The sequence below is a fragment of the Pseudomonas sp. B2021 genome (assembly GCF_018135665.1).
Lineage (GTDB): Bacteria > Pseudomonadota > Gammaproteobacteria > Pseudomonadales > Pseudomonadaceae > Aquipseudomonas > Aquipseudomonas lactis.
The window spans coordinates 5,059,743-5,074,778 of sequence record NZ_SMOF01000001.1 but is presented as its reverse complement, the minus strand read 5'-3'; the positions used below and the strand labels follow the sequence as shown (position 1 = coordinate 5,074,778).

Below are 15,036 nucleotides of genomic sequence, written 5' to 3'. Positions count from 1 at the left end.
TCGGTCCGCTTGTGATGGTCAGGAGGTTCATGTGAACAAGTCGTTGCTGGTTGGTGCGGTATTGGGTGCTGTCGGTGTGACTGCCGGAGGCGCTGTTGCCACCTACAGCCTGGTAAAAAGCGGCCCTGAGTATGCGCAAGTGCTGGCGGTGCAGCCGGTGAAAACCCAGATTAAAACCCCTCGTGAGGTCTGCAAGGACGTCACTGTGACCCGGCAGCGTCCGGTGCAGGATCAACATCAAATCGCCGGTACCGTGGTGGGCGCCCTTGCGGGTGGCCTGCTGGGCAACCAGATTGGTGGCGGTAACGGTAAGAAGCTGGCCACCGTGGCTGGTGCAGTCGGTGGTGGCTACGCCGGTAACAAGGTTCAGGAAGGTATGCAGAACCGCGATACCTACACCACTACTCAAACTCGCTGTAATACCGTTAACGACATCAGTGACAAGGTGGTCGGTTATGACGTGCGTTACAACCTGGATGGCAAGGAAGGTACCGTGCGTATGGAGCGTGACCCTGGCAGCCAGATTCCGGTGGATAAAGAAGGTCGTCTGATCCTGGGTCAGAACCAGCAGTAATCCCCAGGTCTGGTTTCGATCCAAATGTGGGAGCAGGCAAGCCAGCTCCCACATTGGATTGTATTGAGTCAGTTGGAATTGGTTTTTTGCTAAATCCCAGGCATAAAAAAAGCACCCCGTGGGGTGCTTTTTTTTGCTCGCTCGCTTAACGCTTCAGCGAAGCCGGCAGGTGCGGCTGGATCGCCGTCAGTACTGCCTTGAAGCATTTGGTGTTGCCAGCCACGACGTGGCCTTTCTCCAGGAAGTCATGACCACCGGTGAAGTCGCTCACCAGGCCGCCCGCTTCCTGAATCAGCAGGGCGCCAGCAGCCATGTCCCACTCTGACAGGCCCGACTCCCAGAACGCATCAAAACGACCGGCGGCTACATACGCCAGGTCCAGGCTGGCTGCACCGGCGCGGCGGATGCCGGCGGTCTGGCCAACCAGGGCGCGGAACATGCCCAGGTAGTTTTCCAGGTTGTCCATCTGGTCGTCGCGGAACGGGAAGCCGGTACCCAGCAGGGCGCCGTCCAGGCTGGTGCGGCCGCTGACACGCAGGCGGCGGCCGTTCAACTGGGCACCACGACCACGGCTGGCGGTGAATTCTTCCTGGCGAACCGGGTCCAGCACAACGGCGTGTTCCAGGCGGCCACGGTATTTGCAGGCGATGCTCACGGCAAAGTGCGGGATGCCGCGCAGGAAGTTGGTGGTGCCATCCAGTGGGTCGATGATCCACAGGTAGTCTTCGCCTTCGCCGCTGCCTTTGTGCAGGCCGGTTTCTTCGCCGAGGATGCCGTGGGTAGGGTAGGCCTTACGCAGAGCGTCGATGATTTTCTGTTCGGCGGCGCGATCCACCTCGGATACATAATCCTTGGCGTCTTTTTCGTCGACCTTGATGGTATCCAGGCGCTCGATGGAGCGGAAAATCAATTCACTGGCGCTGCGGGCGGCGCGCAGCGCGATATTCAGCATGGGCTGCATGGATAGGTCACCTAAGGTTGTTAAAGAAAGCCGAGCATTCTAGCAGAAACTTTCTTCAGGTGAAGGACGACGTTCGCTTTCATGGCATAACCTTAGGCGGTTCTGTAAGATTTGCTCCCCTTTCCTGTGTCCGAGAGCGCCTCCCTTGCTGCAAAACATTCGTGTCGTCTTGGTCAATACCAGTCATCCCGGCAACATCGGCGGGGTGGCGCGAGCCATGAAAAACATGGGGCTGACGCGCCTGGTGCTGGTCGAACCGCGGATATTCCCGCACCACGAGGCTGATGCCCGTGCGTCCGGCGCCAATGACTTGCTTGAAAATGCCCAGGTGGTCGCCACCTTGGAGGAAGCCCTGGTCGGCTGCAATCTGGTGCTCGGCACCAGCGCCCGTGATCGGCGTATCCCTTGGCCGCTGCTGGATCCGCGTGAATGCGGCACCAAAGTGGTGGAAGAGGCTGCTGGCGGTGCTGAAATCGCCTTGGTATTCGGCCGTGAAGACTCCGGCCTTACCAACGAAGAGCTGCAGCGATGTCATTACCACGTGCATATCCCCTCAGACCCTGAGTTCAGTTCGCTGAACCTCGGGGCGGCGGTGCAGGTGCTGACTTATGAAGTGCGCATGGCCTGGCTGGCTGCTGCCGGCCAGCCGAGCAAAGTGGAAAAGGAAGAGGTTGCCTCAACCAAAAGTGGCGAGTTGGCCACCATGGACGAGCTGGAACGGTTCTATGAGCACCTGGAGCAAACCCTGGTCGCCATCGAATTCCTCGACCCTGAAAAGCCACGGCACTTGATGGCGCGCCTGCGTCGCTTGTACGGCCGCAGCTCGGTGAGCCGGGCTGAAATGAACATATTGCGTGGCATCCTCACGGAAACCCAGAAAGCGGCCCGTGGTGAGCTTCTTAAGCGGAAGGATTAAAAATGTTCGAGCGTTTGCGAGAAGATATCCAAAGTGTTTTCCACCGTGACCCGGCGGCGCGCAACGCCTTTGAAGTGCTGACCTGCTACCCGGGCATGCATGCGATCTGGATCCACCGCCTGTCCGGCGCCCTGTGGGGCATGGGCTGGAAATGGCTGGCGCGGCTGGTATCGAACTTCGGGCGCTGGTTGACCGGTATCGAGATCCATCCGGGTGCCAAGGTGGGTCGCCGGTTCTTTATCGATCACGGCATGGGCATTGTGATTGGCGAAACGGCTGAGATCGGCGATGACGTCACCCTCTATCAAGGCGTGACCCTGGGCGGCACCACCTGGAACAAGGGTAAGCGCCACCCAACGCTGGGCGATGGCGTGGTGGTAGGGGCGGGCGCCAAGGTGCTCGGGCCGTTTACCGTGGGTGCCGGCGCCAAGGTTGGCTCCAACGCGGTAGTGACCAAGGCTGTGCCGCCGGGTGCCACGGTTGTGGGCATTCCGGGTCGGATCATCGTCAAGCCACAAGTCGGTGATGAGCAAGAGGCCAAGCGCAAGGCCATGGCCGAGAAGATTGGCTTTGATGCCTATGGCGTCAGTGAAGACATGCCCGACCCGGTGGCTCGTGCGATTGGTCAATTGCTTGATCATCTGCAGGCGGTGGATGGCAAGCTGGAGGGTATGTGCGGGGCGCTGAAGGAGCTGGGCAGCCCGTACTGTGCCAAAGACTTGCCTGAGCTGCGCGAAGAGGATTTTGCTGAGATCAAGGACGAAACCGCTACCACCAAGGCAGGCTGAGCGTGGTCCACTGTGGGAGCTGGCTTGCCTGCGATTGCGGCGGGCCAGCAACCTATAAGCTAGCTGATAGATAGCTATCGCAGGCAAGCCAGCTCCCACATTTGATCTCCATTGGCTCAGTGGTCTTGCAGCAGGCCTGGTTGCGCTGTTCGATCCGACCCCATCCTGCTATGATTCGCGCGCCCTTTTTACGGGTAATCCTGACTAAAGTACTAGGTCTTATAGTTGACTTAAATACTCGGGAATCGCATACTTGCTCCCATTCTGAAACACCTTGGTACTTGTCCATGAGACTGACTACAAAAGGCCGATACGCGGTGACCGCCATGCTCGACTTGGCCTTGCACGCGCAAACTGGGCCGGTGTCCCTGGCCGATATCTCCGAGCGCCAAGGCATTTCCCTGTCCTACCTCGAGCAGTTGTTCGCCAAATTGCGCCGTAGCAATCTGGTTTCCAGCGTTCGCGGTCCGGGTGGTGGCTATCAGTTGTCCCGCGACATGCAGGGCATTCAGGTGGCTCAGGTGATCGACGCGGTCAACGAATCCGTCGATGCCACCAAATGCCAGGGTTTGGGTGATTGCCATGCCGGCGACACCTGCCTGACGCACCACTTGTGGTGTGACTTGAGCCTGCAGATCCATGAGTTTTTGAGTGGTATCAGCTTGGCTGATCTTGTGACTCGCCGTGAGGTGCAAGAAGTAGCCCAGCGTCAGGACCAGCGCCGTTGCAACACCAAGGCGCCGCGTCTGGACAAGATTGAAGCGTCCGCCGTCGAGTGACAGCCGAAGAGCTAACGGCACGCCAGCCAGCCTGATTTAGGAGAAAGTCCATGAAATTGCCGATTTACCTTGATTACTCAGCGACCACCCCGGTTGATCCGCGTGTCGCGCAAAAAATGAGCGAATGCCTGCTGGTCGACGGAAACTTCGGCAACCCGGCCTCCCGTTCCCACGTGTTCGGCTGGAAAGCCGAGGAAGCGGTCGAGAACGCTCGTCGCCAAGTCGCTGACCTGGTCAATGCCGACCCGCGCGAAATCGTCTGGACCTCCGGTGCCACCGAGTCCGACAACCTGGCTATCAAGGGCGCGGCGCATTTCTACGCGACCAAAGGCAAACACCTGATCACCACCAAGATTGAGCACAAGGCTGTCCTGGACACCATGCGCCAACTGGAGCGTGAAGGTTTCGAGGTCACCTACCTCGAGCCGACCACCGACGGTATCGTCACCCCGGCCATGATCGAAGCTGCGATGCGTGAAGACACCATCCTGGTTTCGGTGATCCACGTGAACAACGAAATCGGCACCATCAATGACATCGCCGCCATCGGCGAACTCACCCGCTCCAAGGGTGTGTTGCTGCACGTCGACGCTGCTCAGTCCACCGGCAAGGTCGATATCGACCTGTCCAAGCTGAAAGTCGACCTGATGTCGTTCTCTGCCCACAAGACTTACGGCCCTAAAGGCATCGGTGCTCTCTACGTAAGCCGCAAGCCTCGCGTGCGCATCGAAGCCACCATGCACGGCGGCGGTCACGAGCGCGGCATGCGTTCGGGCACCCTGGCAACCCACCAGATCGTCGGCATGGGCGAAGCCTTCCGTGTAGCCAAGGAAGACATGGCTGCCGAAAACGTGCGCATCAAGGCGCTGAGTGACCGCTTCTACAAGCAGGTCGAAAACCTTGAAGAGCTGTACATCAACGGCAGCATGACCGCCCGTGTACCGCACAACCTGAATTTGAGCTTCAACTACGTCGAAGGCGAGTCGCTGATCATGGCGCTCAAGGACCTGGCGGTATCGTCCGGTTCGGCCTGCACCTCGGCGTCCCTTGAGCCTTCGTATGTACTGCGCGCCCTGGGCCGCAACGACGAACTGGCACACAGCTCGATCCGCTTTACGTTCGGCCGCTTCACCACCGAAGAGCAAGTCGACTACGCCGCGCAGAAGGTCTGCGAAGCCGTCAACAAGCTGCGCGTTCTGTCGCCACTGTGGGACATGTATAAAGACGGTGTCGATATTTCCAAGATCGAGTGGGCGGCACACTAACTATAGAAGCCGCCACCCAAGCTCTGTAGGAACGTGGCGGAAAACGCAGGCGTTTCTACAGGGTTCCAGAGCGGCCCTGATGAGTGAGGATTCAGTACCATGGCTTACAGCGAAAAGGTCATCGACCACTACGAAAACCCGCGCAACGTCGGCAAGATGAACGCGGAAGATCCTGATGTCGGCACCGGCATGGTCGGCGCTCCGGCGTGCGGCGATGTGATGCGCCTGCAGATCAAGGTCAACGATGCTGGTGTTATCGAAGACGCCAAATTCAAGACTTACGGCTGCGGTTCGGCCATCGCCTCCAGTTCCTTGGCGACCGAATGGATGAAAGGCAAGACCTTGGATGAGGCTGTCACCATCAGCAACACCCAGCTGGCCGAAGAACTGGCGCTGCCGCCAGTGAAAATCCACTGCTCGGTACTCGCGGAAGACGCCATCAAGGCGGCCGTTCGCGACTACAAGCAGAAGAAAGGCTTGATCTAAGCATTTGGCGACGAGTAAGGAGTCAACGATGGCTATCAGCATGACAGAAGCGGCTGCGCAGCACATTCGCCGCTCCCTGAATGGGCGCGGTAAAGGTGAGGGGATTCGTCTGGGTGTACGCACCACGGGCTGTTCCGGCCTTGCCTACGTGCTGGAGTTTGTCGACGAGGTGGTTGCAGAGGATCAGGTGTTCGAAAGTCACGGCGAGAAAGTGATTATCGACCCCAAAAGCCTGACCTACCTGGACGGCACCGAACTCGATTTCGTCAAGGAAGGGTTGAACGAAGGCTTCAAGTTCAACAACCCTAACGTGCGCGGTGAATGTGGCTGCGGCGAAAGCTTCAACATCTGAGGCTACTCGTGGGTACTCCTTGTCATTTCGCTTTATTCGAGCTGCAGCCGAGCTTTCGGCTGGACCTTGAGCAGCTTGCCACGCGCTACCGTGAATTGGCGCGTGGCGTGCATCCGGACCGCTTTGCCGACGCTTCCGAGCGTGAGCAACGCTTGGCGCTGGAGCAATCGGCCAGCCTCAACGAAGCCTATCAGACGCTAAAAAGCCCCCCGAAACGCGCACGTTATTTACTGGCGATGACGGGCGGCGAGTTGCCGATGGAAGTCACCGTGCATGACCCGGACTTCCTGATGCAGCAGATGCAGTGGCGCGAAGAGCTCGAAGACTTGCAGGACGAAGCCGATGTGGCGGGTGTCGTGGTCTTCAAGCGCCGTCTGAAGGCGGCCCAGGATGAGCTCAATGAAAGCTTCGCAGCCTGTTGGGATGATGCGGCGCAACGTGAGCAGGCCGAACGCCTGATGCGGCGCATGCAATTCCTCGACAAGCTCACCTACGAAGTGCGCCAGCTAGAAGAGCGCCTCGACGATTAACCCAGTGCTGCCCGTGATGCACGCCTGATAGACAGATAAGACCTGATTACCATGGCTCTACTGCAAATCGCCGAACCCGGCCAAAGCCCTCAACCGCACCAGCGTCGCCTGGCGGTCGGGATTGACCTGGGCACCACCAATTCCCTGGTTGCTGCCTTGCGCAGCGGCCTGTCCGAGCCACTGCCTGACGCCGATGGGCAGGTGATCCTGCCGTCCGCCGTGCGTTATCACGCCGACCGCACTGAAGTGGGCGAATCGGCCAAATTGGCCGCGTCCGCAGACCCTTTGAACACGGTGTTGTCGGTCAAGCGCTTGATGGGTCGTGGGTTGTCCGACGTCAAGCAATTGGGCGACCAACTGCCGTACCGCTTTGTCGGCGGTGAATCCCATATGCCGTTCATCGACACCGTCCAGGGGCCCAAGAGCCCGGTGGAAGTGTCGGCTGATATCCTCAAGGTGCTGCGCCAGCGTGCAGAAAGCACCCTGGGCGGTGAGCTGGTAGGGGCGGTGATCACTGTTCCGGCGTATTTCGATGACGCCCAGCGCCAAGCCACCAAGGATGCGGCGAAACTTGCCGGCTTGAACGTGCTGCGCTTGCTCAACGAACCGACTGCGGCGGCGGTGGCCTACGGCCTCGATCAGCACGCTGAAGGTCTGGTCGCTATTTATGACCTGGGCGGCGGCACCTTCGATATTTCGATCCTGCGCCTGACCGGCGGTGTGTTCGAAGTGCTCGCGACCGGCGGCGACAGCGCCCTGGGTGGCGATGATTTCGATCACGCTATTGCTGGCTGGATCATCAGCAGTGCCGGCTTGTCGGCCGACCTGGACCCAGGCGCGCAGCGCAACCTGCTGCAAACTGCCTGCGCGGCCAAAGAGGCGCTGACTGACGCTGCTTCTGTTGAAGTGTCCTACGGTGACTGGTCGGCACAGCTGACCCGCGAAGCCTTTGATGCGCTGATCGAGCCGATGGTCGCCCGCAGCCTCAAAGCCTGTCGTCGTGCTGTGCGTGATTCCGGTATCGAGTTGGAAGACGTCGGTGCAGTGGTCATGGTCGGCGGTTCCACCCGCGTGCCGCGCGTGCGCGAAGCGGTCGCCGAAGCCTTTGGGCGCCAACCGCTGACCGAAATCGACCCGGATCAAGTCGTCGCCATCGGCGCTGCCATCCAGGCCGATACCCTGGCGGGTAACAAGCGCGATGGCGGCGAATTGCTGTTGCTCGACGTGATCCCGTTGTCCCTGGGCCTGGAAACCATGGGTGGCCTGATGGAGAAGGTGATTCCGCGCAACACCACCATCCCCGTCGCCCGTGCCCAGGACTTTACTACCTACAAAGACGGCCAGACAGCCATGATGATTCATGTGCTGCAAGGTGAGCGCGAGCTGATCAGCGACTGCCGTTCCCTGGCGCGCTTTGAATTGCGCGGCATTCCGGCGATGGTGGCCGGTGCCGCCAAGATTCGCGTGACCTTCCAGGTCGATGCCGATGGTTTGCTCAGTGTTGCCGCGCGCGAACTGGCGTCCGGGGTTGAAGCCAGCATCCAGGTGAAGCCGTCCTACGGTCTCACCGATGGCGAAATCGCCAAGATGCTCAAGGATTCGTTCCAGTATGCCGGTGACGACAAGGTCGCCCGCGTATTGCGCGAGCAGCAAGTGGATGCCCAGCGCCTGCTCGAAGCGGTGCAGGGCGCCCTTGAAGCCGACGGTGAGCGCCTGCTTGATGCCGAAGAACGCATGGTCATTGACCTGCAAATGCAGGAACTGGCCGAACTGATGAAAGGCAGCGATGGTTACGCCATCGAGCAACAGACCAAGCGCCTGTCGCAAGTGACTGATGCCTTTGCCGCCCGCCGTATGGATCAGACGGTTAAAGCCGCGCTGGCGGGCCGCAACCTGAATGAAATTGAGGAATAACTGATGCCGCAGGTCACTTTTCTACCGCACGCCGAACATTGCCCTGAGGGCATGGTCGTGGAGGCTGAGACCGGCAAGTCCCTGCTCGACGTCGCCCATGACAACCACATCGAGATCGAAAGTGCTTGTGGCGGCGTGAATGCCTGCACCACCTGTCACTGCATCATTCGTAAAGGTTTCGACAGCCTCAATGAGGCTGACGACCTGGAAGAAGACTATCTTGATCGGGCGTGGGGCCTGGAGCCGACGTCGCGCCTGAGTTGTCAGGCGAAAGTGGGGACTGAAGACCTCACCGTCGAAATCCCGAAATATTCGCTCAACCATGCAGCCGAAGCGCCGCATTGATTCAAGGAAATGTCATGAGCCTGAAATGGGTTGATGTACAAGAAATCGCTATACGACTTGCTGAAGCTCATCCTGAGGTCAATCCTCTTACGGTGAACTTCGTCAAGCTGCGCGACCTCGTAATGGCACTGCCGGATTTTGACGACATCCCTGACCGGGGTGGCGAAAAGGTCCTTGAGGCGATTCAAGGCCTGTGGATCGAAGAAGCAGACTGAGCCGCCTTTTTACGCAGTTAGGCAATACCCAATAACCCGCGTATAATTCGCGGGTTTAATTTTTCGTAAATTACCGTTTCTGGAGTTACACCATGGCTGTTCAACGTACTTTCTCCATCATCAAGCCTGACGCTGTTGCAAAAAACGTCATCGGCGAGATCACCACTCGTTTCGAAAAAGCCGGCCTGAAGGTTGTAGCTTCGAAACTCAAGCAACTGTCCAAGGCTGAAGCTGAAGGCTTCTACGCTGAGCACAGCGCTCGTGGCTTCTTCGGCGACCTGGTTGCCTTCATGATCTCCGGTCCTGTTGTTGTTCAGGTTCTGGAAGGCGAAAACGCTATCGCTCTGAACCGTGAGCTGATGGGCGCTACCAACCCTAAAGAAGCGGCTGCTGGCACCATCCGTGCTGACTTCGCTGAATCCATCGACGCCAACGCTGTTCACGGCTCGGACTCCGAAGCTGCCGCTGCTCGCGAAATCTCGTACTTTTTCGCTGCTACTGAAGTAACCGCTCGCTAAGCATCGGCTTAAAGAGTGAGGGTGAATCCATGACTACATCGACTGTTAAAACCAACCTGCTGGGTCTGACTCAGCCGGAAATGGAGAAATTCTTCGACTCAATCGGGGAGAAGCGTTTCCGTGCCGGTCAGGTAATGAAGTGGATTCACCACTTTGGCGTCGACGATTTCGACGCCATGACGAACGTCAGCAAGGCCCTGCGCGACAAGCTCAAGGCCATTGCCGAGGTGCGTGGTCCCGAAGTGGTCAGCGAGGACATCTCCAGCGACGGTACCCGTAAGTGGGTCGTGCGCGTGGCGTCCGGCAGCTGTGTCGAGACCGTGTACATTCCCCAGGGCAAACGTGGCACTTTGTGCGTTTCGTCCCAGGCAGGCTGTGCCCTGGATTGCAGTTTCTGCTCCACCGGCAAGCAAGGCTTCAATAGCAACCTCACCGCCGCCGAAGTTATCGGCCAGGTGTGGATTGCCAACAAATCCTTTGGCAGCGTCCCGGCGACCGTCGACCGTGCCATCACCAACGTGGTGATGATGGGCATGGGTGAGCCGCTGCTGAACTTCGACAACGTGATTGCGGCCATGCACCTGATGATGGACGACCTGGGCTACGGCATCTCCAAGCGCCGTGTGACCCTGTCGACCTCCGGCGTGGTACCGATGATCGATGAGCTGGCCAAGCACATTGACGTCTCCCTTGCGTTGTCGCTGCACGCACCTAATGACGCATTGCGTAACCAATTGGTGCCGATCAACAAGAAGTATCCGCTTAAGATGCTGCTCGAGTCATGCCAGCGTTATATGGCGACCCTGGGTGAAAAGCGTGTGTTGACCATTGAGTACACCATGCTCAAGGACGTCAATGACAAGCTGGAACACGCGGTCGAGATGATCGAATTGCTCAAGGACACCCCGTGCAAGATCAACTTGATCCCGTTCAACCCGTTTCCCCATTCTGGCTACGAGCGGCCGAGCAACAACGCCATCCGTCGTTTCCAGGATCAACTGCACCAGGCCGGCTATAACGTCACTGTGCGAACCACCCGTGGTGAAGACATCGACGCCGCGTGTGGCCAATTGGTAGGGCAGGTGATGGACCGCACCCGCCGCAGTGAACGTTATATCGCCGTGCGCGAACTTAACGCCGCTGAAGATTTGCCGCAAATCGCTGTGAATCGAATCTGAGAGAGGATCTCTATGCCCTTGCGCCTTGCGCTGCTTTTACTGTTTACCGGCCTCGTGGCCGGTTGCGTTTCATCGGGCCATGACAGCCCGTTGCGCACTGATAAAGGCCGTGATGAGGCGCGAGTTGCCTATGTGCAACTGGGTTTGGGGTACCTGCGCCAAGGCATGAGCGAGCAGGCCAAGGTGCCGTTGAAAAAGGCCCTTGAGCTGGACGCCGATGATGCTGATGCCAATGCTGCGCTGGCCCTGGTGTTTCAGGCCCAGGCCGAGCCCGAGCTGGCCGACCGCTATTTTCACAAGGCCCTGGCCTCCCGTCCTGCCGACCCGCGGCTGCTGAACAACTACGGCAGTTTCCTGTTCGAGCAGCAACGGTATGACCTGGCGTCACGTTATTTCCAGCAAGCCGCCACCGATACTCTCTACCCGCAGCGTTCGCGGGTGTTCGAGAACCTCGGTGTAACCTCGATGCGCCTCGGCCAACGCGACAGCGCCCGCCAGCAACTGGAAAAAGCCCTGCATTTGAACAGTCACCAGCCACGGGCATTGCTCGAAATGGCTGAGTTGTCTTACGAAGACAGGCATTATGTGCCGGCACGTGACTATTACGAGCGTTTTAGCCTGCTCAGCGGGCAAAATGCACGTAGTCTATTGCTCGGTGTGCGCCTGGCGACGGTTCATGAAGAACACGACACGGCCGCACGTTTTGGCCAGCAACTCGAACGACTCTATCCCGGTACGCCGGAATATCAGCAATACCTGTCGGAGCAATGATGAAAGCCGCGCACCCGGAAGATGTAGCAGCTAATCGCGTCAACCCAGGCGAAACCTTGCGCCAGGCCCGCGAAAGCAATGGTTGGTCGCTGGCGGAAGTGGCCCTCAAGCTCAATTTGACCAGCACCTCCCTGGCCAATCTGGAAGCCGGCGCGTTCGACAAGCTGCCTGGGCACACCTTTGCCCGCGGCTATATCCGCGCCTATGCCAAATTGCTGGGTATCGACCAGGCCGTGCTGGTCCAGGAGTTCGACCAGTTCACCGGTACCGACGCCCAGGGCAGTAATGTCCATGGGTTGGGGCGTATCGAGGAGCCAACGCGGGTTTCCCACACGATTTTGCGAATTGTCAGCCTGTTGTTGCTGATTGCCGTGGTCGGCGGCGGTTTTGTCTGGTGGCAGGACCAGACCTCCCAGCGCAACAAAGACCTGACCAGCAATGCCATGGAACATGTCGAAGTCGAAAGCGCCGACGGCACTACCCAGATTCACCCGTTGGACGAGCCGGAAGACCAGGCCGTGGTAGAAGGGCAAGCCGCGCCGCAAGCGCCGGCCACTGCCGAGCAACCCGCGCCAGACGCTGGCACGGCCCCGGCTGTGACGGCTGCGGTGCCGGCTCCGGCGGTTCCAACCGCTCCGGCAGCACCCGTGGCCCAGGCTCCGGTGGTTCCGACACCTGCTCCTGCGACCCCTGCGCCAGCCGCACCCGCAGCGCCGGCGATGTCGCCTCCCACCACCCCTGCGTTGATCGCCGGTGATGGGCGCGTACAGATTACCTTCATCGCTGACTGCTGGACGCAGGTCACCGATGGCAACGGCAAAGTGCTGTTCAGCGGTTTGAAGCGTAAGGGAGATACGCTTGACCAGGGCGGCAAGCCTCCTTTGACGCTGCGTCTGGGCTTTGCCCGTGGCGCGCAAGTGGCCTACAACGGCCAGCCTGTAGACGTGGCGCCGTTCACCAGTGGCGAGACTGCTCGCCTCAAGTTGGGACAATAGTCATGCACGGCGAATCTCCAATCAAACGTCGCGTATCGCGCAAGATCTGGGTCGGCTCGGTGCCGGTGGGTGGCGATGCCCCCATCGCAGTGCAGAGCATGACCAACAGCGACACCAACGATGTGGCCGCCACCGTGGCCCAGATCAACCGTCTGGAAGCTGCCGGCGTGGACATCGTGCGGGTGTCCGTTCCGGACATGGACGCAGCCGAGGCCTTTGGTCGTATCAAGCAGTTGGTCAAGGTGCCACTGGTTGCCGATATTCACTTCGACTACAAGATCGCATTGCGCGTGGCCGAACTGGGTGTGGACTGCCTGCGTATCAACCCCGGCAACATCGGGCGTGAAGATCGCGTGCGTGCCGTGGTTGATGCTGCCCGGGATCGTGGTATTCCAATCCGCATCGGCGTCAACGCCGGCTCCCTGGAAAAAGACCTGCAAAAAAAATACGGCGAGCCCACGCCCGCGGCCCTTGTTGAGTCTGCACTGCGCCACGTTGAACACCTTGAACGCCTGAATTTCCAGGACTTCAAGGTCAGCGTAAAGGCTTCCGACGTGTTCATGGCCGTAGAAGCCTATCGCCTGCTGGCCAAGGAAATCGTGCAACCGTTGCACTTGGGTATCACTGAAGCGGGCGGTTTGCGCTCAGGCACGGTGAAATCTGCGGTGGGTCTCGGTATGCTGCTCGCCGAAGGGATTGGCGATACTATCCGCATCTCCCTTGCGGCAGACCCCGTAGAGGAAGTGAAGGTCGGCTACGACATTCTCAAATCCCTGCGTTTGCGTTCCCGTGGTATCAACTTCATCGCCTGCCCGAGTTGCTCGCGGCAGAACTTCGACGTGGTGAAAACCATGAACGACCTGGAGTTGCGCCTCGAAGACCTGCTGGTGCCGCTGGATGTCGCAGTGATCGGTTGTGTGGTCAACGGGCCGGGTGAGGCCAAAGAGGCCCACGTGGGCCTGACCGGTGGTACACCGAACCTGATTTACATCGACGGCAAGCCGTCGCAGAAGCTAACGAATGACAATCTGGTGGATGAGCTGGAAAAGCTGATCCGCGAGAAAGCGGCCGAGAAGGTCGCCGCTGACGCAGCGCTGATCGCTCGCGGCTGATTGACCGAATTTAAGGATCTGATGTGAGCAAGTCTCTGCAAGCCATTCGTGGCATGAACGACATCCTGCCGGAGCAGACGCCACTGTGGCGCTACTTCGAGAGCACGGTCGCGCGCCTGCTGGATAACTACGGTTACAAGCAGATCCGCATGCCGATCGTCGAGTTCACCGAACTGTTCAAGCGCTCCATCGGTGAAGTGACCGACATCGTCGAAAAAGAGATGTACACCTTTGAAGACCGCAACGGCGACTCCCTGACCCTGCGTCCGGAAGGCACTGCCGCGTGCGTGCGCGCCGTACTGGAACATGGCATCACCGGTGGTGGCCAGACCCAGAAGCTGTGGTACATCGGCCCGATGTTCCGCCACGAGCGCCCTCAGAAAGGCCGTTATCGCCAGTTCCACCAGATCGGGTGCGAAGTTTTCAACCTGGACGGCCCGGACATCGACGCCGAGCTGATCGTGCTGACCTGGCGCCTATGGGGCCAGTTGGGCATTCGTGATGCGGTCAAGCTTGAACTCAACAGCCTGGGCACCAGCGAGTCCCGTGGGCGCTACCGCGAAGCCCTGGTCGAGTACCTGTCCGCCCACCTGGACAAACTGGACGAAGACAGCCAACGCCGTCTGAAATCCAACCCGTTGCGCGTCCTGGATACCAAGAACGCCGACACCCAGGCCGTGCTGGTCGATGCGCCGAAAATGGCCGATTACCTGGACGACGAGTCCCGCGTGCACTTCGAGGGCCTCAAGGCTCGCCTGGATGCAGCCGGTATTCCCTACGTGATCAACCCCAAGCTGGTGCGTGGCCTCGACTACTACAGCAAGACCGTGTTCGAGTGGGTCACCGACAAGCTCGGCGCCCAGGGCACCGTGTGTGCCGGTGGTCGCTACGACGGCTTGGTCGAGCAAATGGGCGGCAAGCCGACCACGGGCGTAGGCTTTGCCATGGGCATTGAGCGGCTGATCCTGCTGCTGGAAACCCTGGAGCAGGTCCCGCAAGAGATTTCCCGCCAGGTGGACGTGTACCTGTGCGCCTTCGGCGAGGCTGCCGAACTGGCGGCCCTGGCCTTGAGCGAAAAAGTACGTGACCAACTGCCGAGCCTGCGCCTGCAGGTCAATGCCGGCGCTGGTAGCTTCAAGAGCCAGTTCAAGAAGGCCGACAAGAGCGGTGCGCTGTACGCACTGATCCTCGGCGATGACGAGCTGGCCCAGCAAGTGGTAGGTTTCAAACCCCTGCGTGGCCAGGGCGAACAACAGAACATTGCCTTTGATGCGCTCGCTGCGCACTTGGCCACCTGCGTCGTGCAGGGTTGAAGCTGTCGAACAGCCGAATTTAGC

18 protein-coding genes are annotated in these 15,036 nt (G+C 59.4%); 17 read left to right on the top strand and 1 reads right to left on the bottom strand.

Translation table 11 applies throughout. The features are described from left to right. Positions 1-31 precede the first annotated feature (31 nt). On the top strand, positions 32-574 hold the full coding sequence (locus E1K68_RS22830) for a glycine zipper 2TM domain-containing protein (RefSeq protein ID WP_003194023.1): 543 nt from the start codon (positions 32-34) through the stop codon (positions 572-574). A gap of 145 nt (positions 575-719) precedes the next feature. On the opposite strand, the gene suhB is transcribed toward E1K68_RS22830, so the two are convergent. Then, positions 720-1,535: an inositol-phosphate phosphatase gene (suhB, locus tag E1K68_RS22825; RefSeq protein ID WP_003175971.1), complete on the bottom strand. Its 816-nt coding sequence runs from the start codon at positions 1,533-1,535 to the stop codon at positions 720-722. A gap of 145 nt (positions 1,536-1,680) precedes the next feature. Between suhB and trmJ the strand changes: the two genes are divergently transcribed. The 16 genes from trmJ (at position 1,681) to hisS (ending at position 15,012) form a co-directional block, all read left to right on the top strand. Beyond that, positions 1,681-2,451, top strand: a complete 771-nt coding sequence (gene trmJ, locus E1K68_RS22820) for a tRNA (cytosine(32)/uridine(32)-2'-O)-methyltransferase TrmJ (RefSeq protein ID WP_003194022.1) — start codon at positions 1,681-1,683, stop codon at positions 2,449-2,451. Positions 2,452-2,453: 2 nt separating this feature from the next. After that, the gene (cysE, locus tag E1K68_RS22815; protein WP_003194021.1) at positions 2,454-3,239 is read left to right on the top strand and encodes a serine O-acetyltransferase; all 786 of its coding nucleotides are present in this window, start codon (positions 2,454-2,456) and stop codon (positions 3,237-3,239) included. Positions 3,240-3,526: 287 nt separating this feature from the next. Then, complete coding sequence (gene iscR, locus E1K68_RS22810; RefSeq protein ID WP_003194020.1) at positions 3,527-4,018, top strand: Fe-S cluster assembly transcriptional regulator IscR; 492 nt, start codon at positions 3,527-3,529, stop codon at positions 4,016-4,018. A gap of 50 nt (positions 4,019-4,068) precedes the next feature. Continuing rightward, on the top strand, positions 4,069-5,283 hold the full coding sequence (locus E1K68_RS22805) for an IscS subfamily cysteine desulfurase (RefSeq protein ID WP_003194019.1): 1,215 nt from the start codon (positions 4,069-4,071) through the stop codon (positions 5,281-5,283). Positions 5,284-5,382: 99 nt separating this feature from the next. After that, entirely contained in the window at positions 5,383-5,769 is a 387-nt protein-coding gene (gene iscU / locus E1K68_RS22800; RefSeq protein WP_003175965.1) for a Fe-S cluster assembly scaffold IscU, read from the top strand. A 28-nt stretch (positions 5,770-5,797) separates the two neighbouring features. Then, positions 5,798-6,121: an iron-sulfur cluster assembly protein IscA gene (gene iscA, locus E1K68_RS22795; protein ID WP_003175963.1), complete on the top strand. Its 324-nt coding sequence runs from the start codon at positions 5,798-5,800 to the stop codon at positions 6,119-6,121. Positions 6,122-6,129: 8 nt separating this feature from the next. Further along, positions 6,130-6,651 (top strand): co-chaperone HscB, encoded by a 522-nt coding sequence (hscB, locus tag E1K68_RS22790; RefSeq protein WP_003194018.1) that lies wholly within the window; start codon positions 6,130-6,132, stop codon positions 6,649-6,651. A gap of 51 nt (positions 6,652-6,702) precedes the next feature. After that, complete coding sequence (gene hscA / locus E1K68_RS22785; protein ID WP_034133610.1) at positions 6,703-8,565, top strand: Fe-S protein assembly chaperone HscA; 1,863 nt, start codon at positions 6,703-6,705, stop codon at positions 8,563-8,565. 3 nt (positions 8,566-8,568) lie between these two features. Beyond that, complete coding sequence (gene fdx, locus E1K68_RS22780) at positions 8,569-8,910, top strand: ISC system 2Fe-2S type ferredoxin (protein ID WP_032895388.1); 342 nt, start codon at positions 8,569-8,571, stop codon at positions 8,908-8,910. Between the two features lie 14 nt (positions 8,911-8,924). Then, positions 8,925-9,125: a Fe-S cluster assembly protein IscX gene (gene iscX / locus E1K68_RS22775; protein WP_094774546.1), complete on the top strand. Its 201-nt coding sequence runs from the start codon at positions 8,925-8,927 to the stop codon at positions 9,123-9,125. A gap of 92 nt (positions 9,126-9,217) precedes the next feature. Beyond that, a complete protein-coding gene (ndk, locus tag E1K68_RS22770) occupies positions 9,218-9,643 on the top strand; it encodes a nucleoside-diphosphate kinase (RefSeq protein WP_003175956.1) in 426 nt (141 codons plus the stop codon). A 29-nt stretch (positions 9,644-9,672) separates the two neighbouring features. Next, entirely contained in the window at positions 9,673-10,821 is a 1,149-nt protein-coding gene (gene rlmN, locus E1K68_RS22765) for a 23S rRNA (adenine(2503)-C(2))-methyltransferase RlmN (protein ID WP_003194014.1), read from the top strand. Between the two features lie 12 nt (positions 10,822-10,833). Beyond that, on the top strand, positions 10,834-11,592 hold the full coding sequence (gene pilW / locus E1K68_RS22760) for a type IV pilus biogenesis/stability protein PilW (RefSeq protein ID WP_003194013.1): 759 nt from the start codon (positions 10,834-10,836) through the stop codon (positions 11,590-11,592). Beyond that, the gene (locus E1K68_RS22755; protein WP_034133609.1) at positions 11,592-12,587 is read left to right on the top strand and encodes a RodZ family helix-turn-helix domain-containing protein; all 996 of its coding nucleotides are present in this window, start codon (positions 11,592-11,594) and stop codon (positions 12,585-12,587) included. Before pilW ends, E1K68_RS22755 begins: the two co-directional genes overlap by 1 nt. A 2-nt stretch (positions 12,588-12,589) precedes the next feature. Further along, a complete protein-coding gene (ispG, locus tag E1K68_RS22750; RefSeq protein WP_003175952.1) occupies positions 12,590-13,699 on the top strand; it encodes a flavodoxin-dependent (E)-4-hydroxy-3-methylbut-2-enyl-diphosphate synthase in 1,110 nt (369 codons plus the stop codon). A gap of 23 nt (positions 13,700-13,722) precedes the next feature. Further along, positions 13,723-15,012, top strand: a complete 1,290-nt coding sequence (gene hisS / locus E1K68_RS22745; RefSeq protein ID WP_003194011.1) for a histidine--tRNA ligase — start codon at positions 13,723-13,725, stop codon at positions 15,010-15,012. The last annotated feature ends 24 nt before the right edge of the window (positions 15,013-15,036 follow it).

Excerpts from the sequence above, each read along its gene's own strand:
- suhB (WP_003175971.1), bottom strand. The coding sequence starts at position 1,535 with ATGCAGCCCATGCTGAATATCGCGCTGCGCGCCGCCCGCAGCGCCAGT.
- cysE (WP_003194021.1), top strand. The coding sequence starts at position 2,454 with ATGTTCGAGCGTTTGCGAGAAGATATCCAAAGTGTTTTCCACCGTGAC.
- iscR (WP_003194020.1), top strand. The coding sequence starts at position 3,527 with ATGAGACTGACTACAAAAGGCCGATACGCGGTGACCGCCATGCTCGAC.
- E1K68_RS22805 (WP_003194019.1), top strand. The coding sequence starts at position 4,069 with ATGAAATTGCCGATTTACCTTGATTACTCAGCGACCACCCCGGTTGAT.
- iscU (WP_003175965.1), top strand. The coding sequence starts at position 5,383 with ATGGCTTACAGCGAAAAGGTCATCGACCACTACGAAAACCCGCGCAAC.
- iscA (WP_003175963.1), top strand. The coding sequence starts at position 5,798 with ATGGCTATCAGCATGACAGAAGCGGCTGCGCAGCACATTCGCCGCTCC.
- hscA (WP_034133610.1), top strand. The coding sequence starts at position 6,703 with ATGGCTCTACTGCAAATCGCCGAACCCGGCCAAAGCCCTCAACCGCAC.
- fdx (WP_032895388.1), top strand. The coding sequence starts at position 8,569 with ATGCCGCAGGTCACTTTTCTACCGCACGCCGAACATTGCCCTGAGGGC.
- iscX (WP_094774546.1), top strand. The coding sequence starts at position 8,925 with ATGAGCCTGAAATGGGTTGATGTACAAGAAATCGCTATACGACTTGCT.
- ndk (WP_003175956.1), top strand. The coding sequence starts at position 9,218 with ATGGCTGTTCAACGTACTTTCTCCATCATCAAGCCTGACGCTGTTGCA.
- rlmN (WP_003194014.1), top strand. The coding sequence starts at position 9,673 with ATGACTACATCGACTGTTAAAACCAACCTGCTGGGTCTGACTCAGCCG.
- pilW (WP_003194013.1), top strand. The coding sequence starts at position 10,834 with ATGCCCTTGCGCCTTGCGCTGCTTTTACTGTTTACCGGCCTCGTGGCC.
- E1K68_RS22755 (WP_034133609.1), top strand. The coding sequence starts at position 11,592 with ATGAAAGCCGCGCACCCGGAAGATGTAGCAGCTAATCGCGTCAACCCA.
- ispG (WP_003175952.1), top strand. The coding sequence starts at position 12,590 with ATGCACGGCGAATCTCCAATCAAACGTCGCGTATCGCGCAAGATCTGG.